The sequence below is a fragment of the Bacillus sp. FSL R5-0286 genome, assembly GCF_038593245.1.
GTDB classification, from domain to species: domain Bacteria; phylum Bacillota; class Bacilli; order Bacillales; family Bacillaceae; genus Bacillus; species Bacillus altitudinis.
The window spans coordinates 2245248-2271434 of the sequence record NZ_CP151977.1; the positions used below are offsets into that span (position 1 = coordinate 2245248).

The window sequence follows — 26187 nt, forward strand, 5'->3', positions numbered from 1 at the left end:
CCCCTCCTTACTTCATCATCATGGTGAGGTTGCCAGCTGTGATGATAACGGTAATGCTTAAAAAGAACATAAGCGATACAACAGCTAATGCAGCAAATATATAAAGAACACTTTTTGAAATGACATCAAGGCAGCTAATAATCGGCCCGCCCCCTAATGGCTGAAGAATCGCAGCGGCCAGTTTATAAATCAGAGCGAGCGACAGCACTTTAATCGCTGGGAAAGCCGCAATTGAAATCAAAATGGCGACGCCTACAAGGCCAACCGTATTTTTCAGCAGCACAGAGGCGCTGATAACGGTATCTGTCGCATCAGTAAACATTCTGCCAAGGACAGGGATGAAATTTCCGGTAATAAACTTGGCTGTACGAAGAGCGATTCCATCAGTGATAGCAGCAGATGCCCCCTGTACAGAAATGACGCCGAGGAATACAGTTAAAAAAACAGCGAGCCCGCCAATGGCGACATTTCTTAACAGCTGGGCAAGCTGGGTCACTTTGTATTGTTCGGTCAATGTACTGACTATGCTCAAGATCGCTGATAAAAAGATGAGCGGAAGAACGACATATTGAATAAAAACACCGCTCGTGTTCATTAAAAACAAAATCACAGGATGAAAGAATCCGGCTGAGACAAGCCCGCCTGATGAGGCAATAAGTGCTAATAAAAGAGGAATAAGAGCAAGAATAAAACTAGTCATCGTTTGAATGGCTTCTGTTGCATAAGAGATCGCAACATGAAAACTGTTTAATGCAATAATAATAAGCACCATATAAACAAGAGCGTATGCAACTTTACTAACAGTGCTTTGTTCAAACGCATTTTGCAAAAGCTGTAAAAGCGAACAAAAGATGGTGAGTAATATAAGTGTGCCTAAGAGCTTTCCATTGGCAATCAGCTCATGAAACAGATAATGAACAAAAGCCTTCAGCCACGTTTGGGGAGACAGCTCTTTATCGCCATCGATCATTTCCTTCACTGTACCTTTTTGACTTTCAGGCAGAAAGCCGCCATACTCGCCCAATATCGTTTCCCAAAAATCACTGATAGAATGAAGTTCTAAGGCATCAGCCTGTCCACCCGCAACTTCTTCTGCGACCGGTTCTTCACTTGATAAAGGCACACTTTCTTCTGCACCTGCATACGGAACAATCATCCAAAAGAACATCATAAGCCCTAGCACAGCTGTCACCCGTTTCATCATCATCACCTCTTTTCCATCAAGTCATGGACGGGATCATACCTAGGATCGTCTCAATGATGACCGTTAAAATCGGTACCGCCATGACCAAAATAAGAATCTTGCCGCCAAGCTCTATTTTTGAAGCGATGGCGCCTTGTCCCGCATCCTTTGTGAGCTGGGCACCAAATTCTGCAATATAGGCAATGCCAATGATTTTCAAAATGGTTTCCACGTATTTCATATTGACGCCTGCACTTGCTGCAATTTTTTCAATCATGGAGATAATGGCATAGATTTGATCGATTAAATAAAGGAAAATGACACACCCAGTAAACACAACAAGCATAAAGGCGAAGGTTGGCTTTTGTTCTTTGACGATTAATGCTAGAAAAGTAGCGATTAAACCAAGTCCAACAATTTGAATAATTTCGATTTGTAAGCCCTCCCCTATCCTTGAAATAGAAATACGGCTTTAATCTTCTTAAACAAATCATCCACAATGGTAGCAACCATAAATAAAATGTAGATAAATCCAAGCAGTGTGACCCACTGTGCGTACTCTTTTTTCCCCATTTGATCTAAAATCGTATGGAGAAAAGCCACGACGATACCCACTCCCGCAATTTGGAAAATGACGTTTACATCAACGCCCATGCTCTCGACTCCCTTCCTCTCACATCAATAACAGAATCAGTAGTAACCCACTTAGAAAACCAAGACTTCTCACCATTTTTTCATTTTTCGCTTGGGCAACTTCAGCTTCTTTTTCCTCTGATTCCAAATGGCCTAAAGCTAGCTTGATATATTTTTGCTGAGCCGTCACATCATGCTGACCAAGGGTTTCTCCAAAGTGCTTCAGCGCCTCATATTCGCCTTTTTTTAATACGGTTTTTTTCCATACATCCTCTAGACTTTCATTCCATGCATGCCTCGCAGAAAAGGTTCCGACGTTGAGTTTTTCTGCAAATTGTTCAAATAGCCGATTCACAGGCGGTCCTACTTGGGACGCAATTTGGTCAGCGGCTCTAGCTAAAGGTGTTTGACCATACATAATTTCAGCTTCAAGAGATTGGAGTGCAAACCGGAGCTGGCGGATTTGCTTTGGCCGATCACTGTACCGCTTCGCAAACTCGAATCCTCCCCATGTCGTAGCCGCAACAATGAAAATAGCACCAATAAGCTTTAACATACGTCCACTCCCCGCTTCCGCTTCAGCTCTTGTCCCTCTTGGTCAAATATCCGTCCGATCGTGCCAGGCCCTTTTTCTCTATTTAATTCCACATATCGATCAAACACACGAAGCTGCCATAACGGTTCAAATGATGGCCGTTTAGATAAGTCTTCAAGAGAATACCCATGAGCTGAGACGATAATGGTGACTCCCGCATGGATTGCTTCTAACAGTGCCTGTACATCTTCACTTTTTCCGATTTCATCGACAATGATGACTTCTGGGCTCATGGATCTGATCATCATCATTAACCCTTCAGCCTTTGGGCACGCATCAAGTACATCAATCCGGTGCCCAAAAGAATGCTGCGGCACTCCTCTTATACAACCTGCGATTTCAGAGCGTTCATCTACAATCCCTGTTTTTCTAGGAGAAATGGCTGTTGTTCCTGTACTGACAAGACGTGCTAGATCACGCAGCAAAGTCGTTTTCCCGGTTTGCGGCGGACCTATAATCAGTGTGTTACACCAATGTTTTTCATATAAATAAGTGAGAAACGGCAGAGCAATTCCGATCTTCTCTTTTGCGATGCGAATATTAAATGAAGAAATATCTCTTAAGCCTTTGACGAATCCATTTTCGACGATGACCTTTCCAGCAAGCCCAACCCGATGTCCGCCAGATATGGTGATATAGCCCTGTTTTAACTCTTCCTCCAGTGTGTACATACTGTAATTACTGAGCCTTCCTAATAACTGAGCCGCATCTTCACCTGTTGTATGATAGGAAAGAAAGCGGGGTTTTCCTCCTTGCATCAGCTCAATTGGGCGATCGGTGCGAATGCGGATTTCTTCTATTTGCGCCCACTCTGCTTCTTTTAACATGCTGAGTTCTTGTCCAATTGAGTGCGGGAGAATATCCAACAAACTCCGCAACGAATTCCCCTCCTTTTTTTCTTCTCTAAAATGTATGATGCATGCCGTTAATTATGCCAAGCCATTTCACTTATAAATTCCAACAAGTATAAATACGACACCAATGAAAATAAACACAAGCTTCGCATAGGATAACTGCCCTGCAATTTGGTAGATTCCAATCGTCATCGTGATAATAAAAATGAGCGGCCCAATGATCGCTAATATACTATTGATGACAACCGCTTTACGCACATCATTTGTCACTAAAATGAGGATGGCGGCCGTCAGTTCAATCGCGGCAGATAAAAACCTCATCCCAGCCATGGCAGCGACTGATGGGTGTATACCCGGGAGAAATTGTTTCATATAGAACCTCCAGCTTTTTTTACACTATATGCTTCACTAGCTAGAAGTAGTCTTGTTTTTCAAAAGGAAGAGAGATGGATGAGAGAATAGAGTAAGGGGTGTCATAACGAGGCGTCCTATTTTTCAAATAAAAAAAGACTGTAAACACGAAGTTTACAGTCTCAGATAGTTGACAAAGGGATAAAATGAACTTGATTTTATCCCTTTGTCTTCTTTTCAGCGTGATAGAAAACCTTTGCAGTCTAGGAAGAACGAGTACTGGCGCGGAGCGAATTTGACATTCGTGAGCACCAGCACGCAGGACTGACAAAGAATGCGAGGGTTTGCCTACACGCTGAGACTGTAAACACGAGGTTTACAGTCTCTCTCCGTTCATTACGCTCTTGAAACGTATGAACCGTCAGATGTATTGATCACTAGTTTATCACCTTGGTTCACAAAGAAAGGAACGTTCACGATTAAACCAGTTTCTGTTTTTGCAGGTTTTGATCCACCTGATGTCGTATCACCTTTAATACCAGGCTCTGTTTCTACTACTTCTAGTTCTACAGTGTTTGGAAGTTCTACTCCAAGTGTTTCATCACCGTACATGACGATTTGAACCGACATATTTTCAAGCAAATATTTCAGCTCATCTTTGATTTGCGCTTCGCTTAGTTCAAGTTGTTCGTATGAGCTTGTATCCATGAATACATGCTGATCGCCATTTGCATATAAATACTGCATTGTTTTTGTTTCAATTTGAGCTTTCGCTACTTTTTCACCTGCACGGAATGTTTTCTCTTGAATCGCACCTGTACGCAGGTTACGCAGTTTCGAACGGACAAACGCTGCGCCTTTTCCTGGTTTTACATGTTGGAAATCCACTACACGCCAAATACCGCCGTCCACTTCAATTGTCAGGCCTGTACGAAAATCGTTTACTGAAATCATTTTGTCATCCTCCTACATTTCACCATCATAATATGATAAGTTCTTTCGGTGAGTGGGTCAATCGTTTATTGCCGTCAGCTGTCAGGACAATATCATCCTCAATTCTCACGCCGCCGACATCCGGCAAGTAAATGCCTGGTTCAACTGTCACAACCATTCCCTCTTCTAACACGACATCTGAGCGTGAGGAAAGGCCAGGTGCTTCATGTACTTCCATACCAAGACCATGTCCAGTCGAATGCCCGAAGTATTGACCGTAGCCATACTTTTCAATGATGTCTCGTGTGATGCGATCAGCTTCTTTTCCTGTTAAGCCTGGCTTGATTTTATCCACACCAGCGTTTTCTGCTTCTAATACGATATGATAAATTTCCTTTAATTTGTCGCTTGGTGTTCCTACAGCAATGGTTCTTGTCATGTCTGAACAATAGCCTTTATAATAGGCACCGAAATCCAGTGTCACCAAGTCGCCAGATTCAATCACCTTTTCGCTCGCTCTCCCGTGTGGCAGGCTTGAACGAACGCCAGAGGCAACAATCATATCGAATGAAGATCCTTCTGCCCCTTCTTTTCTCATGAAAAATTCAAGCTCGTTCATGACCGCAATTTCTGTCAGGCCCGGCTTGATGTACGTGAGAATATGATCAAAGGCATGATCTGCAATCTTCGCAGCTTCCTCTAATATCTTAATCTCTTCATTAGACTTAATCAAGCGCAACTTTTCAACTGATTCCGAGACTGGAACAAGCTCGATACCGCTTGCTTTCCCCGAGTACTGCTGGTAGGTGGCAAATGTCATATGGTTTTGTTCAAAACCAAGACGTTTCACCCCAAATTCGTTTGCCGTTTGGACAGCAGTTTCCACAATGTTTCCTTTATGTTCAATGATGTCATAGCCCTTTACTTGATCCTTGGCTTGCTCCGTGTAACGGAAATCCGTAATAAAGGCGGCTCGATCCTTTGAAACGATGGCAAGACCGGCTGATCCAGTAAAACTCGTCATATAATGTAAATTAAAGCTGCTCGTAATCACTAAACCATCTATGTCTAATTCGGCTAAAAGTTTTCTTAGTTTTTCAAGTTTCATGATACTGCTCCCCCTTCACTGACTAAATAACGAATCGCCAATTTATATCCTTCTAAACCAAGTCCAACGATTTGACCTTGGCATACTGGAGCAAGAACCGAATGATGGCGGAATTCCTCTCTCTTATGAACATTTGTGATATGTACTTCGATGACAGGTAACGTAATACTTGCAATGGCATCTCTCAGTGCATAGCTATAGTGGGTAAAAGCACCCGGGTTAAACACGACGCCATCGTACTGATCTTCTGCTTCATGGAGCGCATCGACCAAATCTCCCTCGTGATTCGATTGAAAGAACGTCAATTGAATATTTGCTCTTTCTGCAAACTGAAACAAATCCGTTTCTAAATCTGTTAATGTTTTACTTCCATAAACTCCTGGCTCTCTCTTGCCGAGCCTATTTAAGTTGGGCCCATTCAGCACTAGAAAATGAGGCATATGACCACTCCTTCACCCTAATTCACTCTATATCGATGTCTGTTTCTTTTTCCTTAGAAACCTTTCGTTTCCAAAAATAATTTTATCATATGAATGGTGGATTTACACTTTATTCTGTCTTTTTCCCGAGTGCCCTTGCAAGCTTCTGACTCGTTAATTCATTGTATTCAAATGAAATACTGTATCCGACAAACATGCCATATAAAATATATAGGCAAAATGTCGTCACAATGGTGCTTTGCTGCAAATCTTGCACTTGCTTCACATCGGGGAATATAGGATTAAATACATAAAAAACAAGCAGCCATAAAATCGCGCCATAGATCAGCCCCATCCAAAAACCTTTGATCCGTTTGAGCAGTCCATAATAAATAAAGGCTGCTCCAATAGATAAAATCCCTAAAAGTACAATACTCATAAATGTACCAAGTCCGCCTTTTTTCCATTCACCAAGCACAAATGGCTGCAACAGCATATTTGGACTCACCTCTGAAAAATGAAACATATGGGTCAGAAATCCGATAAAGCCCCAAAAAACTCCGCCGGCAAAACCTGTAGCTGCTGCCCTTGCCACCATTGAAGACGTTTGTACTGATTGATTTTTTTCTTCTTGGTTTTTCTTTTCATCACGTTTCATATGAACACCTCCAGCAAGTAGTATGTCCAAAATGTCATGAAAAAAAAGGATTTCCGTGCGAGAGTGTAAAATTTTTATAACAGGGTATACTGGCTAAAAAGAGGTAGATAGAATTCTAGTAGATAATCGACCTGTGAGCTAGTGATTTCCCCTCTTTTCCTGTACAATAAAGGTATAAGGAAATGCATGTAAATTACAGGAAACAGGCAGGTTGATGAAATATGTCCAATCAAACAAAACCTCCAGCATATGGAGGGCAGGCAGTTGTGGAAGGTGTCATGTTCGGAGGTAAAAAGAACTATGTGACAGCGATTCGGCGTAAGGATGAGTCGATTGAGTTTTTAAAGCTTCCCCGGACCTCCAATAAACGAACCGCCTTTCTTAAGAAAATCCCTTTTGTCAGGGGTGTTGCTGCACTTGTTGAAGCAAGCGCAAACGGCAGTAAGCACTTAAACTTCTCCAGCGAGCGCTATGACTTAGATCCTTCTGAAGATCATTCTCTTGAAAAAGAACAAAAAAGCTCGAAATTATCAATGATCTTTGGCATTGCTGTGATCGGAGTTCTCTCTCTTCTTTTTAGTAAATTTGTCTTTACTTTAGTGCCTGTCTTTTTAGCCGAACTTGTGCGTCCGGTGTTTTCTGGAAACTTCGCACAAATTGCAGTGGAAACATTCTTTAAATTGATCCTGTTATTAGGCTATATTTACTTTATTTCCATGACCCCTTTAATTAAAAGGGTATTTCAATATCATGGGGCAGAACATAAAGTCATAAACTGCTATGAACAGAATCTTGACATCACAGTGGAAAATGTCCAAAGCCAATCTCGCCTGCATTATCGATGCGGCAGCAGCTTTATTTTATTCACTGTCATTGTCGGCATGTTCGTCTATTTACTCGTACCGACAGATCCTTTATGGGTGAGAGTTCTGAATCGCTTGGCGCTTATTCCGGTTGTTCTGGGCATTTCATTTGAAGTGCTTCAGCTCACAAACAAACTCCGTGACGTGCCAGTGCTTAAAGTGCTTGGCTATCCTGGCCTTTGGCTGCAATTGCTCACAACAAAAGAACCCTCTGATGATCAAGTCGAGGTAGCCATTGCAAGTTTTAATGAACTTCTTCGTTTAGAGGAAGCATCTGCGAAACAAGCATCAGATTCTGCTCATCAAGTGATCTAGTTTATAAATCCGGTAAATTCTTTCGGAGGTGGACAGTTATGAATCGCCGAGTACATCCTGCTTTTACCATTATTTTCGCTTTAGGTGTTTTGGGATTTGTGTATTTACTCACAACGAATCCAGGCAGACTCTTTACGATGCTGCTATCAGTTGTGATCATTGGAGCGGTTCTATTTTTCTTATTTAGATGGCTGATGAATCGAAGAACTGGAACAGAAGGAAATCTTTATCGTAAAGCAGTCAAACAATCAAAACGTCGCTACCAGCAGCCTAAACCAAAAACGAAAAGCCAGATGAAAAACCGGGTCACTCATTTGCGAAGCGTGCCGACTGACCACAAGTCTAAGCCCGTCCTTCTCAAAAAGAAAAGCCAAACACATTTGACAGTCATTGAAGGCAAGAAAAACAAAAAGAAAAATCGCGCCTTATTTTAAAATGTCCAGCTCTTTAAAAATTGCTCGGCCTTCTGTCTGCCTAGATCGACGAGCGCCTTTTTCTTTTCTGTCATGAGATGAAAATCAGTGGCAATGACGTGTTCTACAGGGATAAAAATAATATGACGTTCGTGTTTTGTGGCAATATGTCTTTCGTCATGAGCACCACGCATCGTTTCAAATAGAGCGCCAAACAGTTCAAACGCATTGCGGATGGAATGTTGAGGGCGTTCTTTTTCGTTTGGGGTTAATGTGACACCGACAAACGGTCTTTTTTTCTCTTCAGCAAAAAGCCAAATCGGAAAGTTGCTGAGCACGCCGCCATCCACTATGGTACAAATTCCTTTTGAAGACCTCAGTTTGACAGGTTCGAAAAAATACGGCAGACTGCAGCTCATCCGAATGGCTCTGGCAACAGAAAACCGTTCTGGGTTTAATCCATAGGAAGGAAGGTCATCTGGAAGGACGAGGATTTTGCCATTTGTTAAATCAGAAGCGACGATTTTGAGCGTATCTTTTTTCAGATCTCCGAATACGGTGACGCCTTTTCGTTTTAACACGTCTGTCAGCCATTTTTCTAGACGGTCACCTTTGTAAAGGCCAAGACGCCAATAAATAGACACCCACCTGAGCATTTTAAACGGGATGAATTGACACCTTCGGTCAAGCAATTGATGCTCATCCATTTCGTCTAACAGCTCCCGAATCTCCTGACTCGTAAAACCCGCTGCGATGAGTGAAGCAATGATCGCTCCCGCACTTGTTCCAGCGAGACGGACAAATTGAAATCCTCTTGCTTCAAGCGCTTCATAGGCGCCTGCAAGTGCTGCACCCTTAATGCCTCCACCTGAGAACACACCATCTATCTTCATCAAGGAGCCCCCTTTTCTGTCACACTATTAATAGTGTAGGAGCATTTGCCTTTCATTAGAACTATATTCAAAAAGGACACCCATGCTAAGGGTGTCCTTTTTCTTAAGATTCTTGATTTGTTTGTTCGTTTTTCTTTTGAATCGCTTTCAGCTGAACGGATCGCTCATCATTTTCTTCAAAGAATTGGACGAGGTCGCCGATGCGGTCAATGCTGTTCCAGCTGAGATGATGCTCAATACCTTCTACATCATCATAAATTTTCTCTTCATCTACACCAATGATTCTTAAAAATTGCTCTAGCAGTTCATGTCTGTATACGAGACGTTTTCCAATTTTTTTGCCTTTCGGGGTTAAAATTAGACCACGATATTTCTCATAAATGAGGTATTCATCTTTATCTAGCTTCTGAACCATTTTTGTTACAGAGGAGGGATGGACAGCGAGGGCTTCTGCAATATCAGATACTCTTGCATATCCTTTTTCTTCTATCAGCATATAAATTTGTTCAATATAATCTTCCATACTAGGTGTAGTCATAAAACCCCTCCAAAATGCACCTTTACTTAATAATCATAACAATTCTACACCATCGCCCATTAAAAAACAAGAAGAGTCCTTCGTCTTAACGCTTGTAATTCCAATCATCTGTGGCGTATTTCGTTTTGGCGAGGTGATGAACAAATGCCAACTCTTCATCTGTCAGCTCATAAGGCACAAGCTCGATATTTAATCCTTTTTCAAACCCTCGTTTAAATGCAACACGCGCATCGTCTATCGTACATGTTCGATCTGAAATTTCATTGATCGCCACCGCTTTGTTTTTAAAGCTACGCTGCATCCGCTCTCTCACCCGGTCGTTTGGATACAGAAATAAATCAAACAATTTGTCCTCATCAAGATCAATTAAAATCGAGCCATGCTGGAGGATCACACCTTTTTGTCTTGTTTGCGCACTGCCTGCTACTTTTCTGCCTTCTACAACAAGCTCGTACCATGAAGGCGCATCAAAACATACAGACGATCTTGGATTTTTTAAGCTTTCTTTTTCTTTTTCTGTACGAGGAATGGCAAAATATGCATCGAGTCCTAGTTCTTTAAAGCCCTCTAAAATCCCTTCTGAAATGACGCGGTATGCCTCTGTCACCGTCGCCGGCATCTCTGGGTGCTCTTCTGACACGATCACACTGTAGGTCAATTCCTGATCATGAAGAACGCCGCGGCCTCCTGTAGGCCTGCGAACAAATCCAAGACCATAGCGCTCAACCGCTTCCATGTTGATTTCTTTTTCAACATGTTGAAAATATCCAACAGATAATGTCGCTGGATTCCAACCATAAAAACGGATCACAGGCGGGATCAGCTTCTCGCTATGCCAATAAAGCAAGGCTTCGTCCATGGCCATGTTAAAGGCTGGGTCTTGGTTTCCTGTATCAATGAAACACCATTTCTCTTTTTGCATATAAAATCCCTTCTCTTTTACGTAGTCAATGTTAGATAATGGTGGTGACCACCGATTTTCTCTCTTCATCAGTCTATCAAATAGGGAAGGAATTGAAAATAATTCTTACCATTTATGATGACAAGTTTCTTTTGCTTTACTATAATAGTATTTGTCTAAAACGTACCATCAGACAGGTGACTGTGCTGATGCTCAAGAAGGAGTCGAGTCGTATTGCCAATATTCAACTATATCGTCCTCTCACTTTGTGGACTTTTCGTTCTTTATTCCATCGGCAGTTACATTTATCAGCAGCGCATAATGAAAACGCTGACGGAAGCAGAATTTATCAAAGGTTACCGCAAAGCCCAACTCATTGATGTGAGAGAACCAAATGAGTTTGAAGGTGGACATATTTTAGGCGCAAGAAACATTCCCCTTTCACAATTAAAGCAGCGCAAAAATGAAATACGCCCTGACAAGCCTGTTTATCTCTATTGCCAAAATAATTTGAGAAGCGGAAAAGCTGCTCAAACGTTACGTAAAAATGGCTGTCGTGAGATTTATAATTTAAAGGGCGGCTTTAAAAAATGGGGTGGCCGCATTAAAACAAAGAACTAACAAAAAAGACTCTGGGAGCTATTGCCCCCATGAGTCTTTTTATTTTCTTTCAAAAACCAGCACTGGATTCCGTGCAGCCTTTGTTTCATCCATTCGTTTCACAACGGTTGTATGTGGTGCTTCCTGTACGATTTCTGGGTTCTCTTCCGCTTCTTTTGCAATTTGAATCATCGCTTCAATAAATGCATCAAGGGTTTCTTTTGATTCTGTTTCAGTTGGTTCAATCATGATACATTCCTCTACATTTAGCGGGAAGTAAATCGTTGGCGGATGATAGCCAAAATCAAGTAATCGTTTGGCAATATCAAGTGTCCGCACACCTAGTTTCTTTTGACGTTTACCTGAAAGGACAAATTCATGCTTACAGTGGCGGTCAAATGGCAAATCATAATGAGCACATAAGCGGCGCATCATATAGTTTGCATTCAACACCGCATGATCCGTTACAGCCTTTAAGCCGTCTGGTCCCATAGAGCGGATATACGCATACGCTCTGACATTGATACCAAAGTTCCCATAGAACGGTTTCACACGACCGATGGATTCTGGACGATCGTAATCAAAGAAATAACGACCTTCTTTCTTCACAAGCACTGGCTTTGGCAAATATGGAATCAAATCCTTTTTCACGCCAACTGGACCTGAACCAGGGCCTCCTCCTCCGTGTGGACCTGTAAAGGTTTTATGAAGATTTAAGTGAACCACATCAAATCCCATATCCCCCGGTCTTGCTCTGCTTAATACAGCATTTAAGTTCGCTCCATCATAATAAAGCTTCCCGCCTGCTCCGTGGACGATTTCAGCCATTTCTAAAATATTTTCTTCAAAAAGGCCGAGTGTATTTGGATTTGTGAGCATGAGAGCCGCCGTTTCTTCATTGACAACACGGCGCAGGTCGTCTAAATCGACAAGCCCATGTTCATTAGATGCCACCGTAATCGTTTCAAATCCAGCTACTGTTGCAGATGCGGGATTTGTTCCATGAGCAGAATCAGGCACGATGACTTTTGTTCGTTTAAGATCTCCTCTTGCTTCATGGTATGCACGAATCATCATGAGCCCCGTCCATTCGCCATGTGCTCCTGCCGCAGGCTGTAATGTCACGGCGTCCATTCCTGTAATTTCTTCTAAATGGTCACCTAAATCATAAAGTAACTCTAATGCACCTTGCACAGTGTCTGCCTCTTGAAGTGGATGCACGTTCGAGAAACCTGCAAGACGTGCCACCTTTTCGTTAATCTTTGGATTATATTTCATCGTACAAGAGCCTAGAGGATAAAAGCCAGAATCGACCCCGTGATTACGCCTAGATAATGCTGTGTAGTGACGCATAATATCCAGTTCAGAAACCTCTGGCAGCTCTGCATCTTCATGGCGGATATACGCTTCATCAAATAAATCTGGGAGCTTCTCCTCAGGTACGTCTAAATCAGGCAGGCTGTAACCAATTCTTCCTTCTTTGGATAATTCAAAAATAAGCGGCTGATCTTGTTTATTCATGACGATCCCCCAATTCCTTGATGAACGTATCAATTTCTTCTTTTGTTCTTAGTTCTGTCACAGCGACGAGCATATGCTGCTGAAGCTCTGGATAATCCCGTCCCAAGTCATATCCGCCGATGATTCCTTTTTCAAGCAATCGCTCATTCGCTTCTTTCACAGGTTCATTCAGTTTCAACACAAATTCATTAAAATGAGCACCCTCTATTTCAGCCTGTAACCCATGTTTTTCTGCCTGCGTCTTGGCATAATGGGCCTTTTGTACGTTTTGATAGGCAATGTCTTTGATACCTGTTTTCCCAAGCGCCGTCATCGCAACAGAAGCGGCTAACGCATTTAATGCTTGGTTTGAACAAATGTTTGAAGTCGCTTTGTCTCTTCGGATATGCTGCTCGCGCGCTTGAAGGGTCAGCACAAATCCTCGCACACCGTTCTCGTCTTCTGTTTGCCCGACTAAACGCCCCGGCACTTTCCGCATTAATTTTTTCGTCACAGCGAAATATCCACAATGAGGTCCGCCAAATGCAGCTGGAATGCCAAATGGCTGCGCATCACCAACGACAATATCTGCCCCAAGCTTTCCTGGTGGTGTCAGTAAACCAAGTGCAAGCGGGTTACTTGAGACGATGAATAAACTTTTCCCTTTATGCGCAATCGGTTCAATGTCCTTTAATGGTTCAACAACACCGAAGAAGTTTGGGTATTGTACAAGGACCGCTGCTGTTTCGTCGCAGACGGCTTCTTCTAATGCGGCTAGATCGGTCTGACCTTTTCGCGCAGGTACCTCGACGACTTCAATATGCTGTCCTTTCGCATATGTTTTCAGCACCGCTCTTGATTCAGGATGAACCGTCTCAGATACCACAATCTTTTTCTTTTTTGTATGTCCTGCTGCCAGCATAGCCGCTTCAGCTAATGCCGTTCCGCCATCATACATCGAGGAGTTGGCAAGATCCATGCCAGTCAGCTCAGCAATCATTGTTTGAAATTCAAAGATTGCCTGCAATTCACCTTGAGAAATTTCAGGCTGATAAGGTGTGTACGCTGTATAAAATTCAGAACGTGAAATCACATGGTCGACAATCACAGGCTGGTAATGATCATACACACCAGCACCTAAAAACGAGGCATAAGCCACTGTATCTTTATTTTTTGCAGCAAGACGAGACAATTCCCGCACTAGCTCTGTTTCAGATGCGGCTTCTTTGATGTTGTACGCACCTTTGAATCTGACTTTCTCTGGGATATCTGAGAAAAGCTCATCAATTGACTGAACACCGATGACATCCAGCATTTCTTTTTGATCTTGCTCTGTTTGCGGCAAATACCTGTGCTTCATCCTCTATTCCTCCTCGTTATTTGGCTCTTTTATAAAATGGTGTGGCGACGATTTTGGCTTTTAGACGTTTTTTACGAACTTGCACTTCCACTTCTGTCCCAAGCTGCGCCTCTGATGTTTCAATCAAGGCAAGCCCAATATTTTTCTTTAATGTTGGAGATTGTGTACCGGTTGTGACTACACCAATCTGCTTATCTCCTGAGAAGACCGGATAGTCTGTCCGCGGAATCCCCTTATCTATCATTTCAATCCCGACAAGCTTTCGCTTCGGTCCTTCTTCTTTTTGTTTTTGAAGTGCATCTTTTCCGATAAAATCTGCTTCTTTATCCGTTTTTACAGCAAAACCAATGCCGCCTTCTAAAGGAGAAATATCCTTCGTGAGCTCTTGGCCATAAAGCGGGAGTCTTGCTTCAAATCTTAAGGTGTCACGTGCACCGAGTCCACATGGGATCAGTCCTTTCGGCTGTCCGGCTTCTAATAAAGCGGTCCAAAGGTGAACAGCATCTTCTGACTGGCAGTAGATTTCAAAGCCATCTTCTCCTGTATAGCCAGTTCTTGATACAAGCACCTCTTTTTGCGCAATTATTGCTTTTGATAAAAACGTAAATGGCTTCAGTGATGTTACCTCTTCATCCGCAACATCTTTGATGATGTCAGCAGCAAGAGGTCCTTGAAGGGCTAACAAGGCGGTTTGATCAGAGACATTTTTAATGAAAACGTCTTCCTCACCTTGATGTTTCAGCAGCCAATCCACATCTTTTTCAATATTTGAAGCATTGATCACAAGCAAATAGTTGTTCTTTTCTTTTTGGTAGACAAGCAGATCATCCACCGTTCCGCCATCTTCATAACACATGGCTGTATATAGTGCCTTACCGTCTGTCAGCTTTGACAGATCATTGGTTAATAACCTTTGTAAAAAAGGAAGGGCTCCCTGACCTGTGACTTCCACCTCACCCATGTGAGACACGTCAAACAGCCCTGCTTTTGTTCGAACAGCTTCATGTTCTTCTTTAATGGAAGAAAATTGGACAGGTAATTCCCAGCCCCCGAAGTCAATGGTTTTTGCGCCAAACGTTTCATACGCATGAAAAAGCGGTGTTCGTTTCAACATCAATCGTTTCCCCCTTTTTTCTTACAGTGCATCACAAGCTGAATTTTCAGAAAAAAATCACAGCAAAAAAGGACAGAGCGCTCCCTTTTATCAAAAAGAAGTCTCTGTCCTTGCACCTGAAAGTTTACAGCACAACATCATTGTGCGTTTTCCCCTTTGGTGGTTTGCTAAAAATCGCTGCGCAAACACTCTCCAGAGTTGCGTCCGGTAAGAGTACTTTTGCCTGAGAGATTCACTGAACCAATTCAGCTTGCTCCTTCGGCGCCTGTCAGTGCAAAATAACCGCTAGGTCTCTCCCCATACCATCATCCGCTCATATTCTTCACCTTTATTGGACATACTATCAAAATGGGTGACTTATTCTCTAGATCACTTACCAACATCCTACCATTAGAAATGGATGAAGAGCAACAGAAAAATCATTAACATTTTTAAAATAATCATTCATTATCGTTCGCTTTTATTGATATATAACATCTTTTAAATCGCTATGAAAAAATGAAGCGTTTAAAAACAGAACGATTTTATCATCACTCTACCAGAAAGGCAGGCGGTCACATTGAATATTCAAACGATATTTGATCAAAAATGGGCAAGTGAATTTCAAAAGCGGCTTACAGCAGACGGTCCCTGGGCGAATTGGGATATGTACCGTTTAGCAGCACAAGTACAAAAAGTGACAGCCATTGATTCATTTGAAGGACTGCAAGCACCTGCGCACCTGCCTGCATTTACTCCTTTAAAACACCAGCTCGAAGTCGCTAGAAGAGTTGTAGAAGAGATGAATGGGAAAGCCATTTTAGCAGATGAAGTGGGTCTTGGAAAAACCGTTGAAGCAGGACTGATTATCAAAGAATACATGATTCGCGGACTTGCCAAAAAGATTCTCATTCTCGTACCCGCCTCCCTTGTGTCCCAATGGGTACAAGAACTGCGGTCGAAATTTTACATAGATGCTGTCGAGCAAAAGAAGAGCTATGTGTGGGAGCAGTGCGATGTTGTGGTTTCCTCAATTGATACAGCCAAAAGACAGCCACATCGAGACACGATCTTATCCATCTCCTACGATATGGTCATTATTGATGAAGCACACAAACTGAAAAACAATAAAACGAAAAACTATGAGTTTGTGAGAAATTTGAATAAAAAGTTCTGCTTACTGCTCACAGCCACACCTATCCAAAATCGAATAGGAGAAATTTTTAATCTCGTTTCTCTGTTGAAGCCAGGCCATTTAGGTAATGAAACACAGTTTAAAGACCTCTTTGCCAAAAAAGACCTTCAACTTGAGGACCATGACCGGCTAAAACAGTTAGTCAATAAAGTCATGATTCGGAACCGGAGACAAGACACTGGCATCGAATGGTCAAAGCGGCATGTAAAGACGATTTCTATTGATTTCTCCCCAACAGAACAAGCACTATATGATGAAATTTGTAAGTTAAAAGAAAACCCTTCCTATACGAAGCACATGTTTTCAATTATGACCTTAGAAAGAGAATGCTGTTCGAGTCGTGAGGCCGTCTATATGACCATTAAAAAAATGCAAGAAGAGGAAAAACACATTCTAGGTGCTTCTGCGATGATGCACATCATGGAGAAAATTAACCAGGTAGAACAAAATTCTAAAGCACTTGAAGTCGTTAAACTCATTCAACAATTAAATGAAAAAGTCATTATCTTCACTGAATACCGTGCGACACAAATTTATTTACAATGGTTTCTCCAGCAAAACGGCATCAGTTCGGTTCCTTTTCGAGGCGGGTTTAAACGGAGTAAAAAAGACTGGATGAAAGATTTATTTAGAGAGCGGGCGCAAGTGCTCATCGCGACAGAAGCAGGCGGCGAAGGGATCAACCTTCAGTTTTGCAACCAAATCATCAACTACGACCTTCCGTGGAACCCAATGCGCTTGGAACAAAGAATTGGACGTATTCACCGGCTCGGTCAAGAGCGGGATGTCCACATTTACAATATGGCAACTAGCGGGACAGTTGAAGAACATATTTTAAAACTTTTATATGAAAAAATTCAGCTGTTTGAAAACGTCATTGGTGATCTAGATGATATTTTAACCCGAATTGATATCCAAGATGCTGAAACAGAATTGCATCAAATTCTCTTCCAGCACGAGTCTGACGTAGACATGAAAAAGAAATTAACCCAATTTGCTTCCTATTTAACAGAAACACAAACACCGCTTTTAGAAGAAAGACAGCAAGGTTCATAAAGGAGAGTTGACCAATGGAGCAGCGCGAGATTCACACATTTCTTCTCCGTTTCTTTCAGGCAAATCAATGCGACATACTTGAAGAAAGTGCAGGGCACATGACCGTACAGCTGACAATCGAAATGGATAAATTGATCATGAACCGTCCTTTTTATTGGCATTGGCTCGAAAAAACGGGAGGCGTACCTGAGCCGCGGCAATTGACTTTGATCACCGATCAAAAAAAAGCTGATGACTCGGTCGAAGGAGAATTTGTCCACTTCGGCTCCCCTCGTTTATTCCAAATATTCGAGGTTGTGAAACAGCAAGGCCGTTTTATTCGGCTGTACGAAAAAGTCAGACCGCTCACAAACAGCCAGATCGCACTGGAGCCGTGGCTTGGTCTCAATGTCAAAATATCCTATCTGGCAGACCGTAAAAAAGACAAACTGCTGTCTCTTGGACTTCATCTGATACGCGGAGAAGTCATTGAACAATTTCAAGAGAAGCTGGAAGCGCGTGAGCTATCGTCTCGAATTCCTGATTATTGCTTCACAATGAGTACGATGATTAAGCCAGAGAGCGGCGTCAAACGGCTTTACAGCCTGATGGAACGTTATGCCAATGAAGAGCCGGATGATTGGGCGGTAAGAGCTGTTCAAAAGTGGAAAGAAGACTCGGAACTTTTAAACCAATTTTATGAAGGGACTTCAGACACATCTGTAGAATATGAAATAGAAAGACAAGCACTTAAAACTTTATACGAACCAAAAATCAGTCTTACGATTGAAAATGGCGGACTTTTTTACTTACAGCAAAAAAGAGGAGGCTGACTTAGCGAGTCTCCCTCCCTTTCATGTGATATCAAATTTTCGATCAATCAAAAGCAACGTTTGTCTGTTTGTATTGGGCGGAAACATGACGCAAGCAATCTATGAGGTCTTATCACCTGTGTTTTTCCATTTCATGCGTTAAGTGCCTGAAATACACGATTCAGTATTTTAGGAGGGTATTTGTATGGAAAAGAAAACGAAGTTATTAGACAGTGAATGGGTTCAATTATTACGCGAAGCGCGCAAAGCAGGACTAACAGTAGAAGAAGTCCGTCATTTTCTCAAATCACGCGAAAAGTCCTCTGAGTCTCCCCCTATGGCAAGAAGTCATTCTATCAAACCTTTCTGAATGTGCTATAATATCGAAAGGAAGGTGATGACATTGATTGGCCAGCGTATTAAACAATACCGCAATGAAAAAGGCTACTCACTATCAGAACTGGCCGAAAAGGCTGGGGTAGCGAAGTCTTATTTAAGTTCAATAGAAAGAAACTTGCAAACAAACCCCTCCATTCAATTTCTTGAAAAAGTCTCCGCTGTTCTGGACGTCTCGGTTCATACACTGTTAAACGAAAATGATGAAACCGAATACGATGGTCAATTAGATAGTGAATGGGAAAAACTAGTTCGAGATGCAATGACATCAGGGGTTTCGAAAAAGCAATTTCGTGAATTTTTAGATTATCAAATCTGGAAAAAAAAGCAAGAAGAGGAGTAATGCGCATGTTTTAGCGCATACTCCTCCAATTGCTATGCAGATCTTGTTATCAGTCTAAAGACTGACTTTATTTTTTATCTTCGCTGTGTGCTTTTTCGTTTTCTTTCACGTAGCCTTTTTCATCCGTATGCTTTTTTGGATTGATCGTTAAACCATTCCACTGAGTCGCTTCGAAGGAAAGATCAACTTGAATCGCATCGCCTTGGTATTTATTTTGGATATAGTTACCCGCTTTATCCTTCGTCTGGTCATTGACAAATTCAATGATCATTTCCATTTTATCGTAATCAAACGGATTCTTTGGAATGCCGTCATACTCTGGAGCTGTTGATCCATCAACGGTGGCAACATTAATTTTACCACTTTCATGTAAAAACTTCTCATCGACGGCATGACGAAGCTTTTCAAATGCGGTCTGATCCTGCTTTGACGTTAATAGATGCAGGTCAAGCAGGTTTGCATGGTCTAAAATAATATTTTTCGGGTATCCATTCCCACCTTCGGCTCCAACCGTTAGAACACTCACCTGAAATTGGCTGAGGAATTCTTCAGCTGTATTCTTCCCGCCATTCTTCGCTGATGTTCCATCTTGAAACTGGCTATAATCAAGACTCATCAGCACTTGATTAATTGCAAGAGACCCTTTATTTTCAAAATTAAATTCCTTCTTTATACGGTCACCAGGTTTTATGTTCGCAAGGTTGATGGCGCCGGAATTCTCTTTTGCAGATAGATTCAGCTCTCCTGTAGAGTAGACCGCGTTTGCCGTCTCAACATCATTAAATGCAGCCCACGTTCCCCCTCCAATTAAAGCAAGACCTAACGCTCCCGATAAAACACCTAAACGAATTGATTTTTTCATTGCCATGATTGAACCCCCTAATAAATTGTTTTATTGAAACCTGATTTAGGTTACAAACGAAAATTTATGCTTGTTCCTCTGACATGTGTAACTCAGCCGTATGTCTTCGATGTTTGGCAGCACCAACAAAATGAATGGTTGAATAAACAAGCAGCATCACCCCTGGAATAATGAGCAAAAGAGCGGTCCCAGCAGAAGTTCCTGCATACGAAAGAAGCTTTCCTGCATAAGGAATGTTCACGCCCGTATACTGCGCAGTCACTTGATTCGCTTTGACGAGCGTGCCGTCTTGATACATATTGTGGTCTCCTTTTGTCTCAAAGGCTTTATTTACTCCTTTTCCTTTCACCCCAACAATGCGGTGAGTCACAAAGGATTGGTCTTGCTTCGTTTGAAACGTAATAATATCCCCTTTTTTGAGTGTTTCAGGTGAGGTGACATGTTTCACAACAATCAATGAACCAGTCGAAAATTCCGGTTCCATTGATCCAGATAATACTTGCTTGAACTCATAACCAAAGATCTGAGGATCTCCGCCTGTTGTCCTTGATGACAGCACGACAATAATACACACAATCATCATCGTGAAGACCAGCGCGTAAAGAATACTCCCAGACATTTTCATCCACTTTTTCATACCTTTCTCCCCTTTACATATCATATTTCATTCAGCAAGCAACCCCTATTTAGGACGCCTTTTCTTGACAGTTTGAAAGCTGCATATGTTGAGACGTAAAGAATGGCTTTTCAGCACCACCAAACCCTTTAGGATAATAGATTTTAAACAAATAAATTCCATTTGTTTTTGCTTTAACTGCCGTGACAGTCGTCGTTTCTTCTGATGAGAGGGACTGTATAGCACCTTTTTCAATAACATGGCCATCTTGTAATGGCACCTGAACACTCTCTACTTTATGTAGTTCCCACTTCCATTCAGAGTGCGCGATGGGTTGTCCAATATTTTTTAGTGACATGCTCAGCTTTTGAGGCGCACAGACTGTCCCCTCAATGATCGTTTGATCGATCAGTTTCAAATGACTTCTATCCCATTTCTTCGGCTGGCAATGCTGATCTGTCTCTTCGAAATTTTCACATGTTTTCATGACAAAATTCGAATGCTCAACATCGTTAAAAGAAGCGTTAGTAGACGTAATAAAAAAAGAAGTGAAAATCAAACAAATAGCACAAAATAGTACAAAGAGCAGCTGTTTCATTGAATCTTTCAACTCCTTGAACAATTGTTCTTTAAAAAGAACGATTACACTCAGTATAAGGAATTACCTATAAAATCCAAAACGTCAAATTAGTCCATTTTGTTCTTAAACAAGAACATTACCGAGAAAATTCTTCCATTTTCTCATTCTTTCGCCATATTCAATATTTTTTTCTGTGACATTTGTACTTCTTAAAAATTTACATAAAAGTGCAGGATTTGGTCAGGATAATAATTGGTGAGGTGATGTTAGTTGAAATATGGAAGAATCATGATCATGCTCAGTTTACTGTTAAGCCCTTTGATCCAAAGCGCCCATCTAGCTGAGGCAAAAGGAATCACTGCTGCCGCAGATCAATGGGAAATAAGGGCAGTCAAAGAAGCAAAAAAACGGTATCCGTTAGCACATGTTTTATTCAAACAAAAAGTGTGGGATCGGCACCGGGAGAAAGAATCCGTGAAGCAATATCATATTATGTTGAAAGATCAGGCCAAAGAATTTGGGGTATATGTCACCATTTCCTATAACCCTTACTCGAACAAGGTCAATAAAGTCATTGTTGTGGAAGAATACAGCTAAAATGGCATGAAAAAAACCGCCTGCTGGCGGCTTTTTACTTTTGTCGATGACGTTGACGTTTTTTTAGCATCATTGAGAAGCCAAAAGGCAGAACACCGAATAAACGCTGAGAAAATGGTGGTTTTGTCTCCATTTTTTCCTGTTTATGTTCTTTCCGCTCGTCACGTGGTGTATTCATATATTTAATGATTTCCTGCGTCATATATTTTACATAATCATTTGTCTTCATCGAACACTCACCTCTTCTTCCTTAAAGTGTTACCAAGAAGAGTATCGTTTTATACACTCGCTAATAAGTGCTGATCCATTGATTGATTTCTCCTGTCTCCTTATTCATCTCTAGTTCCCGCTCATCAGTTACACCACCCTTTGTCTCGATGTTAACCAAGAGGCGGACTAGCTTTTTTCTGTCATCGCACCCAATTCGCTTCAACGTCACTCGACCTTCTTCTGTGACAATTGGGCTCAATGGCTGATCACAAATACGATTTAATTTGTTTGCAGCTTCACTTAGACCTAAACGAAATAACTGCTGTTTTTGATAAAAAGAAATCGCGAGCTCTGCACTTTTCAACTCTTTTTGAAACCCAATGGTCATCGATCCTAGAATCAATAAAAATAAAAGAATGACAGCAAATACGTGTGGATAAATAAACCCATCTTCTCTTTTCACGTTTTAGGAATCACTCCTTTGTAAGTGAAAAAAACAGCTTCATGTACTTGACCAAATACATCTGTGACTTGGAGAGTGGTGGTTTGCTCTTTTGTTCTTACATGGAATTGTTTCACCTTTTGTAATAAGGGGAGATGACCTGCCTGATCCGTTCGTTTACGAAGCATCTCTTGATAAGGCTCAATCGTCACCACTCGCCCTTGATTTGAAATATACTCCAGTGCTGTTCCATTTTTCACCGCTCTTACAGCGACAGCACAATTTAGATCCTCCTCTAATTGCAGGACCGTTTGTTTCCACTCCATTTGCGAAAATTTGTTGATTTCTGCAAACGGATGAGCTTTTTCAGCAATTGATAAAAGCAGCATGCAGCCAAAAGAAAGCAGCAAAAATAGCTGCAATTGCCATATTGCTTGAGCGAGTGTAAAGCCTTGTTCATCGCTCCAAATGTCGAAAGCAAATCGTCTTCTTTTTTTGTACTTTGTATGAAACACATCCCTTCTCCTGACCCCAAATGAATTCATATGTGATCTCGCCTCGTTTCTTTGTACTTGATTCATTTTGACCTTCTATAAAAGCTGTATTCATATACTCATGTAAGATTTGATAAGCTTCCAGTTTAGCCCTTAATTCTTCTTTCCCAATTGTCAGTTTTTCAAAGGATGGCACGAGCACAAGAGCAGCAAATAGAAAGAGGTGGCAAGAAAAGAGCATCTCAAACGTACTAAATCCTTTATTGTTTCTGAACATGAATCCGCCCGCTCCCTAAGTAAATCGTGAGTTTATATATTTGACTGCCAAATTGAACAATGAGAGAACCGCCGCTATTTGGATGTCCGTTTTTATTAAAGTGAAGGCCTTTTTGAAATGTGGATTGCTTGATGGTGCCTTTTTTGTGTGGATTAGAAGCAATGATCTGCTCACTATTCTGCTCGATGACTTGATAAGATACATTGGTCGGGTGAAACTCAACTTTCACTCGTGTTTTTTTAATAAATGCAGTATAAGATGCCAATTGAAGATCTTGTTTTAGCAAGTTCACTTGCTTTTTTGCTTCAGCACTTTCTAATATATTGGGCACTTTTCCACCTATTATCGATAATAAGATAGAGAAAATCATGACGATCAAGAGCTGCTCAATGAGTGTAAATCCTTTCTCCTGGAAAAGCGATTTATTCATTTTTCACATCGCCGTTTTGAATGAAAATTGCCTTTCCATTCGGACAAGTTAATCCTTTTTTGACATAGCCTTCTTTTTCTAATTCAGCTAAAGATGGCGTCTTGCCGTCATGCTCTAATTCATATGCCATTACCTGTGTACTCACCATTGATTTCAGCCCTTCACAGCCCTTTGCTTGAATGCTTTGATGATGCCGAGTGATATTTGGAATGGTGATCAATAAAAGAATGGAGATCACAAGCATGACAATTAACATTTCTAACAGTGTAAATCCTTTATCATTCATGCCTTAGTCCTCCTTTTCACACTTGTTCCATTAGTTGATACATTGGTAAAAGAATAGATAAATACACAATGAGTATAAGAAATGCTGTTAAGCCATAGATGACAGGCTGCAGCCATGAAACCCATTTTTCAATTTTCAATTCTGCATTGTCTAAAAGAAATTGACTATACGTGTACATTTCTCTTGCTAGCATCCCACTTGCTTCCCCATGCTTAATGACAGCCGCAAAATGCCTTTCGAAAAAAGGAGACCGGCTTATTTGATGTTCCATACTCTCACCTTTTCTTAACTCTCTTATCAGTTGTTCAGACATTTCTTGAAGGAAAGGTAAATAGGTCTGCTGTTTAAAAGCTTGCAAACTTTCGTAAATCGATAACCCAGCTTGAAGAAGTCCGCTAAGCTGAAGAGAAAAAAGATACGTATGCATCAGCTGCACCCCTTTAAATACCACCGGCAGCCTGCTGATGACTTTCAGTTTCTCAAGGGTCGATTTTTTCTTAAAAAAGAGCTCATAATATCCAAAAAGACAGATGCATATACAACCGATCATGAGCAGCAAAGCGTGTAGGAACTGGAAGAGGCCAAACATCCCTTGAATCAGCCATGTCATGCTTGTATTCATAGATGAATATAATAAAGAAAATTGAGGGACGATCATTTGCTGAACAATGATGAGCACAACAAAAACCGTAAACATAAGAAAAATCGGATATCGTAACATACGCTTGAATGTGTCTACCTGCATGATTTTTTTCTCTAGAAATCGGGCGCTTTGTTCAAGAGCTCGCGCTAGGCTGCCATGTTTCTCTGAAAAACAAAGAATAGCGACGGCTTCCCGCTGAAAATGAAGTCGCTCAAGTACAACGTAAAAAGGCTCCCCTTCAAGCAGCCACTGAATGCCTGGCGTTAATCGCTGTTGCTGTTTTTTTGATAACTGAATATTCACCATTGTTAATGCCTCAACCAATGTATATCCAGCTTGAATCAATTGAGCCAGTTTCGATAAGAATTCAGCTTGTTCTTTTTTAGACCATGCTTTAGAGGTTCGCTTCTTCATAAACCCAGCGATGATATGTGCTTTTTGATAAATAGCCGAGTGCCACTCCTTTCCGAATTAACCTTTGCAGTGTTTCGTATGACGAATGAGCGTATTCTCCTTTTGCCTCTTTGATACACTCACCAAGCTCCTTTCCGTAAAGCAATTCAAATACATTTGTTCGTCTGACTGGCCGATTTAGTTTGCAATAAAGCTCACACGTTTCGCCGCAAAATGGACATGCGAGTTCGATTAACCGCTGAGCAGCAATAGCAACCATTGTTTGTTCGAGTTCATTCATCGTCACACCAAATTCGAGCATTCGATAAAGAGCTCCTTTTGCATTCTTTGCGTGCAATGTGCTCATGACTAAATGACCTGTCAAAGCTGCTCTAATAGCTGTTCTGGCTGTTTCCGCATCTCTTATTTCTCCAAGCACAATCATATCTGGATCATGTCTTAAAATAGCGCGTAAACCTGCCGCATACGTGATACCAGCTTTTTCATTTACTTGAACCTGCAGCACTTCTTCATTTCTTGTTTCCACAGGATCTTCAAGGGTAATAATATTCCGATTAAAATGTTTTTTGGCAAACTGAATCAATGAATAAAGTGTTGTCGTTTTCCCTGAATTTGTTGGTCCTGTAAATAAAATGAGCCCATGCGAATGATTCAGAAACGATAATAATCTCGCTGAAGCCTTCGGGAACAGTGACAAATACTTTGTTTTCGGCACATGATCCTGCGGTAAAATCCGAATCACTAGACTTTCATCATTTACAGTTGGTAGTGTAGAGAGCCGAACAAACACTTGACCGCGTCTTAACATCACAGCCAATGATCCATTTTGTGGTCTCCTTCTTTCACCAATATCCATAGAAGATAAAAATTTGAAATGAGCAATGAGCCGCTCTCCGCTCTTTTTGTCAATGATCCGCTGCTGAATGAGGTCAGCGTCTACACGAAAAGAGACTGAAGCTTCCTTTTCTCTCGGAACAATATGCACATCAGATGCTCTCATGCGGCACGCCTCTTCTAGCAGCTCTTGCCCCAAATATTCAATACCATACAAGTGGTTCACTCCTTTCAGTGACCATATTGTATGATGGCGGAACGTGCCTGACAAAAACGCATTTCATGATTTTCATGACTGAAAAGGGTTAAAAATGTTCAATTTGAGGTGTATTTCATCTATAAATAACAGAAGGACATATCAAAAAATTTGACTTTTACAACAACGGGTTCCGTTCAGAGGAGAAAATAAAAAAGAAGTGCTATTGGCACCTCTTTTTTGATGATCATTTCATTTGGTTCTTTCACTATGGATGATCTGTTACAAGGAGGTGTCTCCAAATTTAATCCTCCT

General features: G+C 41.4%; 35 protein-coding genes and 1 riboswitch. Of the genes, 8 read left to right on the forward strand and 27 right to left on the reverse strand.

The genetic code is table 11. The features are described 5' to 3' along the window. Positions 1-7 precede the first annotated feature (7 nt). From spoIIIAE to NST24_RS11510, 10 genes are all read right to left on the reverse strand, one after another. The gene (gene spoIIIAE, locus NST24_RS11465; RefSeq protein WP_342462632.1) at positions 8-1156 is read right to left on the reverse strand and encodes a stage III sporulation protein AE; all 1149 of its coding nucleotides are present in this window, start codon (positions 1154-1156) and stop codon (positions 8-10) included. A gap of 64 nt (positions 1157-1220) precedes the next feature. Beyond that, on the reverse strand, positions 1221-1634 hold the full coding sequence (spoIIIAD, locus tag NST24_RS11470) for a stage III sporulation protein AD (RefSeq protein ID WP_087978339.1): 414 nt from the start codon (positions 1632-1634) through the stop codon (positions 1221-1223). Then, positions 1631-1837, reverse strand: a complete 207-nt coding sequence (gene spoIIIAC / locus NST24_RS11475; protein WP_003153142.1) for a stage III sporulation protein AC — start codon at positions 1835-1837, stop codon at positions 1631-1633. Before spoIIIAC ends, spoIIIAD begins: the two co-directional genes overlap by 4 nt. 19 nt (positions 1838-1856) lie before the next feature. Beyond that, entirely contained in the window at positions 1857-2372 is a 516-nt protein-coding gene (gene spoIIIAB / locus NST24_RS11480) for a stage III sporulation protein SpoIIIAB (RefSeq protein ID WP_007501189.1), read from the reverse strand. After that, positions 2366-3289 carry a stage III sporulation protein AA gene (spoIIIAA, locus tag NST24_RS11485; RefSeq protein ID WP_342461791.1) on the reverse strand — a complete coding sequence of 308 codons (924 nt, stop codon included), beginning with the start codon at positions 3287-3289 and terminating at the stop codon, positions 2366-2368. The genes spoIIIAB and spoIIIAA overlap by 7 nt, the downstream gene beginning before the upstream one ends. A 66-nt stretch (positions 3290-3355) precedes the next feature. Next, positions 3356-3637: a YqhV family protein gene (locus NST24_RS11490; RefSeq protein ID WP_017367580.1), complete on the reverse strand. Its 282-nt coding sequence runs from the start codon at positions 3635-3637 to the stop codon at positions 3356-3358. Between the two features lie 375 nt (positions 3638-4012). Beyond that, positions 4013-4570, reverse strand: a complete 558-nt coding sequence (efp, locus tag NST24_RS11495; RefSeq protein ID WP_007501192.1) for an elongation factor P — start codon at positions 4568-4570, stop codon at positions 4013-4015. 25 nt (positions 4571-4595) lie between these two features. After that, positions 4596-5657, reverse strand: coding sequence for a Xaa-Pro peptidase family protein (locus NST24_RS11500; protein ID WP_007501193.1), 1062 nt, complete (start codon positions 5655-5657; stop codon positions 4596-4598). Beyond that, positions 5654-6097, reverse strand: coding sequence for a type II 3-dehydroquinate dehydratase (gene aroQ / locus NST24_RS11505; RefSeq protein ID WP_007501195.1), 444 nt, complete (start codon positions 6095-6097; stop codon positions 5654-5656). The genes NST24_RS11500 and aroQ overlap by 4 nt, the downstream gene beginning before the upstream one ends. 109 nt (positions 6098-6206) lie before the next feature. After that, positions 6207-6734, reverse strand: coding sequence for a YqhR family membrane protein (locus NST24_RS11510; protein ID WP_057079319.1), 528 nt, complete (start codon positions 6732-6734; stop codon positions 6207-6209). A gap of 221 nt (positions 6735-6955) precedes the next feature. Here NST24_RS11510 and NST24_RS11515 point away from each other — a divergent pair, with 221 nt between their 5' ends. Both NST24_RS11515 and NST24_RS11520 read left to right on the forward strand, forming a co-directional pair. Next, a complete protein-coding gene (locus NST24_RS11515) occupies positions 6956-7912 on the forward strand; it encodes a DUF1385 domain-containing protein (RefSeq protein WP_039165998.1) in 957 nt (318 codons plus the stop codon). A 38-nt stretch (positions 7913-7950) separates the two neighbouring features. Beyond that, positions 7951-8346: an SA1362 family protein gene (locus NST24_RS11520; protein WP_024422959.1), complete on the forward strand. Its 396-nt coding sequence runs from the start codon at positions 7951-7953 to the stop codon at positions 8344-8346. Here NST24_RS11520 and NST24_RS11525 read toward each other — a convergent pair. The 3 genes from NST24_RS11525 to NST24_RS11535 all read right to left on the reverse strand — a co-directional run bounded on the left by NST24_RS11525 (position 8343) and on the right by NST24_RS11535 (position 10678). After that, positions 8343-9218 carry a patatin-like phospholipase family protein gene (locus tag NST24_RS11525; RefSeq protein ID WP_041091753.1) on the reverse strand — a complete coding sequence of 292 codons (876 nt, stop codon included), beginning with the start codon at positions 9216-9218 and terminating at the stop codon, positions 8343-8345. The two genes, NST24_RS11520 and NST24_RS11525, sit on opposite strands and share 4 nt — an antisense overlap. Before the next feature lie 103 nt (positions 9219-9321). Next, the gene (mntR, locus tag NST24_RS11530; protein ID WP_003215946.1) at positions 9322-9756 is read right to left on the reverse strand and encodes a transcriptional regulator MntR; all 435 of its coding nucleotides are present in this window, start codon (positions 9754-9756) and stop codon (positions 9322-9324) included. A gap of 85 nt (positions 9757-9841) precedes the next feature. Continuing rightward, on the reverse strand, positions 9842-10678 hold the full coding sequence (locus NST24_RS11535; RefSeq protein WP_017357972.1) for a biotin/lipoate A/B protein ligase family protein: 837 nt from the start codon (positions 10676-10678) through the stop codon (positions 9842-9844). A gap of 219 nt (positions 10679-10897) precedes the next feature. Here NST24_RS11535 and NST24_RS11540 point away from each other — a divergent pair, with 219 nt between their 5' ends. After that, positions 10898-11278 carry a rhodanese-like domain-containing protein gene (locus NST24_RS11540; RefSeq protein WP_024718853.1) on the forward strand — a complete coding sequence of 127 codons (381 nt, stop codon included), beginning with the start codon at positions 10898-10900 and terminating at the stop codon, positions 11276-11278. A 39-nt stretch (positions 11279-11317) separates the two neighbouring features. Here the strand turns inward: NST24_RS11540 and gcvPB are convergent, their stop codons facing one another. Genes gcvPB through gcvT form a run of 3 tightly spaced genes read right to left on the reverse strand, consistent with a single transcriptional unit; the run spans position 11318 to position 15231 of the window. Then, the gene (gene gcvPB / locus NST24_RS11545) at positions 11318-12778 is read right to left on the reverse strand and encodes an aminomethyl-transferring glycine dehydrogenase subunit GcvPB (RefSeq protein ID WP_024718852.1); all 1461 of its coding nucleotides are present in this window, start codon (positions 12776-12778) and stop codon (positions 11318-11320) included. Continuing rightward, positions 12771-14117 carry an aminomethyl-transferring glycine dehydrogenase subunit GcvPA gene (gene gcvPA / locus NST24_RS11550; RefSeq protein WP_035702787.1) on the reverse strand — a complete coding sequence of 449 codons (1347 nt, stop codon included), beginning with the start codon at positions 14115-14117 and terminating at the stop codon, positions 12771-12773. The genes gcvPB and gcvPA overlap by 8 nt, the downstream gene beginning before the upstream one ends. Before the next feature lie 16 nt (positions 14118-14133). Next, the gene (gcvT, locus tag NST24_RS11555; protein WP_342461792.1) at positions 14134-15231 is read right to left on the reverse strand and encodes a glycine cleavage system aminomethyltransferase GcvT; all 1098 of its coding nucleotides are present in this window, start codon (positions 15229-15231) and stop codon (positions 14134-14136) included. A gap of 201 nt (positions 15232-15432) precedes the next feature. Then, positions 15433-15540: riboswitch (glycine riboswitch) on the reverse strand. A gap of 250 nt (positions 15541-15790) precedes the next feature. Between gcvT and NST24_RS11560 the strand changes: the two genes are divergently transcribed. The 4 genes from NST24_RS11560 to NST24_RS11575 all read left to right on the forward strand — a co-directional run bounded on the left by NST24_RS11560 (position 15791) and on the right by NST24_RS11575 (position 18991). Next, positions 15791-17461, forward strand: a complete 1671-nt coding sequence (locus tag NST24_RS11560) for an SNF2-related protein (protein ID WP_342461793.1) — start codon at positions 15791-15793, stop codon at positions 17459-17461. A gap of 14 nt (positions 17462-17475) precedes the next feature. Further along, entirely contained in the window at positions 17476-18273 is a 798-nt protein-coding gene (locus tag NST24_RS11565; protein WP_342461794.1) for a YqhG family protein, read from the forward strand. A gap of 184 nt (positions 18274-18457) precedes the next feature. Continuing rightward, complete coding sequence (locus NST24_RS11570) at positions 18458-18622, forward strand: anti-repressor SinI family protein (protein WP_008342197.1); 165 nt, start codon at positions 18458-18460, stop codon at positions 18620-18622. Between the two features lie 33 nt (positions 18623-18655). Then, entirely contained in the window at positions 18656-18991 is a 336-nt protein-coding gene (locus NST24_RS11575; RefSeq protein WP_017357978.1) for a helix-turn-helix domain-containing protein, read from the forward strand. A 67-nt stretch (positions 18992-19058) separates the two neighbouring features. Here NST24_RS11575 and NST24_RS11580 read toward each other — a convergent pair whose 3' ends face one another. Genes NST24_RS11580 through tapA form a run of 3 tightly spaced genes read right to left on the reverse strand, consistent with a single transcriptional unit; the run spans position 19059 to position 21067 of the window. After that, positions 19059-19859 (reverse strand): TasA family protein, encoded by an 801-nt coding sequence (locus tag NST24_RS11580; protein ID WP_008342195.1) that lies wholly within the window; start codon positions 19857-19859, stop codon positions 19059-19061. 58 nt (positions 19860-19917) lie between these two features. Next, positions 19918-20490, reverse strand: coding sequence for a signal peptidase I (locus NST24_RS11585; RefSeq protein WP_017357979.1), 573 nt, complete (start codon positions 20488-20490; stop codon positions 19918-19920). A gap of 49 nt (positions 20491-20539) precedes the next feature. Beyond that, a complete protein-coding gene (gene tapA / locus NST24_RS11590) occupies positions 20540-21067 on the reverse strand; it encodes an amyloid fiber anchoring/assembly protein TapA (protein WP_342461795.1) in 528 nt (175 codons plus the stop codon). A 252-nt stretch (positions 21068-21319) separates the two neighbouring features. Here tapA and NST24_RS11595 point away from each other — a divergent pair, with 252 nt between their 5' ends. Next, positions 21320-21646, forward strand: a complete 327-nt coding sequence (locus NST24_RS11595; RefSeq protein ID WP_342461796.1) for a DUF3889 domain-containing protein — start codon at positions 21320-21322, stop codon at positions 21644-21646. Between the two features lie 34 nt (positions 21647-21680). Here the strand turns inward: NST24_RS11595 and NST24_RS11600 are convergent, their stop codons facing one another. Genes NST24_RS11600 through comGA form a run of 8 tightly spaced genes read right to left on the reverse strand, consistent with a single transcriptional unit; the run spans position 21681 to position 25893 of the window. Continuing rightward, positions 21681-21875: a YqzE family protein gene (locus NST24_RS11600; protein ID WP_008342191.1), complete on the reverse strand. Its 195-nt coding sequence runs from the start codon at positions 21873-21875 to the stop codon at positions 21681-21683. Between the two features lie 60 nt (positions 21876-21935). Next, positions 21936-22319 (reverse strand): competence type IV pilus minor pilin ComGG, encoded by a 384-nt coding sequence (gene comGG, locus NST24_RS11605; RefSeq protein WP_251211210.1) that lies wholly within the window; start codon positions 22317-22319, stop codon positions 21936-21938. Beyond that, positions 22316-22813, reverse strand: coding sequence for a competence type IV pilus minor pilin ComGF (gene comGF / locus NST24_RS11610; protein ID WP_216894677.1), 498 nt, complete (start codon positions 22811-22813; stop codon positions 22316-22318). The genes comGG and comGF overlap by 4 nt, the downstream gene beginning before the upstream one ends. Next, positions 22755-23069 (reverse strand): competence type IV pilus minor pilin ComGE, encoded by a 315-nt coding sequence (gene comGE, locus NST24_RS11615; protein WP_047945462.1) that lies wholly within the window; start codon positions 23067-23069, stop codon positions 22755-22757. Before comGE ends, comGF begins: the two co-directional genes overlap by 59 nt. Further along, positions 23053-23499 carry a competence type IV pilus minor pilin ComGD gene (gene comGD, locus NST24_RS11620; protein WP_342461797.1) on the reverse strand — a complete coding sequence of 149 codons (447 nt, stop codon included), beginning with the start codon at positions 23497-23499 and terminating at the stop codon, positions 23053-23055. Before comGD ends, comGE begins: the two co-directional genes overlap by 17 nt. Continuing rightward, a complete protein-coding gene (gene comGC, locus NST24_RS11625; RefSeq protein ID WP_008342186.1) occupies positions 23492-23785 on the reverse strand; it encodes a competence type IV pilus major pilin ComGC in 294 nt (97 codons plus the stop codon). The genes comGD and comGC overlap by 8 nt, the downstream gene beginning before the upstream one ends. 16 nt (positions 23786-23801) lie before the next feature. Beyond that, on the reverse strand, positions 23802-24842 hold the full coding sequence (comGB, locus tag NST24_RS11630; protein ID WP_342461798.1) for a competence type IV pilus assembly protein ComGB: 1041 nt from the start codon (positions 24840-24842) through the stop codon (positions 23802-23804). Further along, complete coding sequence (gene comGA / locus NST24_RS11635) at positions 24823-25893, reverse strand: competence type IV pilus ATPase ComGA (RefSeq protein ID WP_024718839.1); 1071 nt, start codon at positions 25891-25893, stop codon at positions 24823-24825. Before comGA ends, comGB begins: the two co-directional genes overlap by 20 nt. Between the last annotated feature and the right edge of the window lie 294 nt (positions 25894-26187).

Bases quoted from the DNA above. Each gene is read 5' to 3' on its own strand.
- NST24_RS11515 (WP_039165998.1), top strand. From the start codon at position 6,956: ATGTCCAATCAAACAAAACCTCCAGCATATGGAGGGCAGGCAGTTGTG.
- NST24_RS11490 (WP_017367580.1), bottom strand. From the start codon at position 3,637: ATGAAACAATTTCTCCCGGGTATACACCCATCAGTCGCTGCCATGGCT.
- spoIIIAE (WP_342462632.1), bottom strand. From the start codon at position 1,156: ATGATTGTTCCGTATGCAGGTGCAGAAGAAAGTGTGCCTTTATCAAGT.
- NST24_RS11580 (WP_008342195.1), bottom strand. From the start codon at position 19,859: ATGGCAATGAAAAAATCAATTCGTTTAGGTGTTTTATCGGGAGCGTTA.
- NST24_RS11585 (WP_017357979.1), bottom strand. From the start codon at position 20,490: ATGAAAAAGTGGATGAAAATGTCTGGGAGTATTCTTTACGCGCTGGTC.
- NST24_RS11570 (WP_008342197.1), top strand. From the start codon at position 18,458: ATGGAAAAGAAAACGAAGTTATTAGACAGTGAATGGGTTCAATTATTA.
- NST24_RS11510 (WP_057079319.1), bottom strand. From the start codon at position 6,734: ATGAAACGTGATGAAAAGAAAAACCAAGAAGAAAAAAATCAATCAGTA.
- NST24_RS11600 (WP_008342191.1), bottom strand. From the start codon at position 21,875: ATGAAGACAAATGATTATGTAAAATATATGACGCAGGAAATCATTAAA.
- gcvPB (WP_024718852.1), bottom strand. From the start codon at position 12,778: ATGAATAAACAAGATCAGCCGCTTATTTTTGAATTATCCAAAGAAGGA.
- efp (WP_007501192.1), bottom strand. From the start codon at position 4,570: ATGATTTCAGTAAACGATTTTCGTACAGGCCTGACAATTGAAGTGGAC.
- gcvPA (WP_035702787.1), bottom strand. From the start codon at position 14,117: ATGAAGCACAGGTATTTGCCGCAAACAGAGCAAGATCAAAAAGAAATG.
- comGB (WP_342461798.1), bottom strand. From the start codon at position 24,842: ATGAAGAAGCGAACCTCTAAAGCATGGTCTAAAAAAGAACAAGCTGAA.
- gcvT (WP_342461792.1), bottom strand. From the start codon at position 15,231: ATGTTGAAACGAACACCGCTTTTTCATGCGTATGAAACGTTTGGCGCA.
- NST24_RS11535 (WP_017357972.1), bottom strand. From the start codon at position 10,678: ATGCAAAAAGAGAAATGGTGTTTCATTGATACAGGAAACCAAGACCCA.
- comGE (WP_047945462.1), bottom strand. From the start codon at position 23,069: ATGTTCAGAAACAATAAAGGATTTAGTACGTTTGAGATGCTCTTTTCT.
- mntR (WP_003215946.1), bottom strand. From the start codon at position 9,756: ATGACTACACCTAGTATGGAAGATTATATTGAACAAATTTATATGCTG.
- spoIIIAB (WP_007501189.1), bottom strand. From the start codon at position 2,372: ATGTTAAAGCTTATTGGTGCTATTTTCATTGTTGCGGCTACGACATGG.
- comGD (WP_342461797.1), bottom strand. From the start codon at position 23,499: ATGAATAAATCGCTTTTCCAGGAGAAAGGATTTACACTCATTGAGCAG.
- NST24_RS11500 (WP_007501193.1), bottom strand. From the start codon at position 5,657: ATGAAACTTGAAAAACTAAGAAAACTTTTAGCCGAATTAGACATAGAT.
- comGC (WP_008342186.1), bottom strand. From the start codon at position 23,785: ATGAATGATAAAGGATTTACACTGTTAGAAATGTTAATTGTCATGCTT.
- NST24_RS11565 (WP_342461794.1), top strand. From the start codon at position 17,476: ATGGAGCAGCGCGAGATTCACACATTTCTTCTCCGTTTCTTTCAGGCA.
- tapA (WP_342461795.1), bottom strand. From the start codon at position 21,067: ATGAAACAGCTGCTCTTTGTACTATTTTGTGCTATTTGTTTGATTTTC.
- spoIIIAC (WP_003153142.1), bottom strand. From the start codon at position 1,837: ATGGGCGTTGATGTAAACGTCATTTTCCAAATTGCGGGAGTGGGTATC.
- NST24_RS11520 (WP_024422959.1), top strand. From the start codon at position 7,951: ATGAATCGCCGAGTACATCCTGCTTTTACCATTATTTTCGCTTTAGGT.
- aroQ (WP_007501195.1), bottom strand. From the start codon at position 6,097: ATGCCTCATTTTCTAGTGCTGAATGGGCCCAACTTAAATAGGCTCGGC.
- NST24_RS11525 (WP_041091753.1), bottom strand. From the start codon at position 9,218: ATGAAGATAGATGGTGTGTTCTCAGGTGGAGGCATTAAGGGTGCAGCA.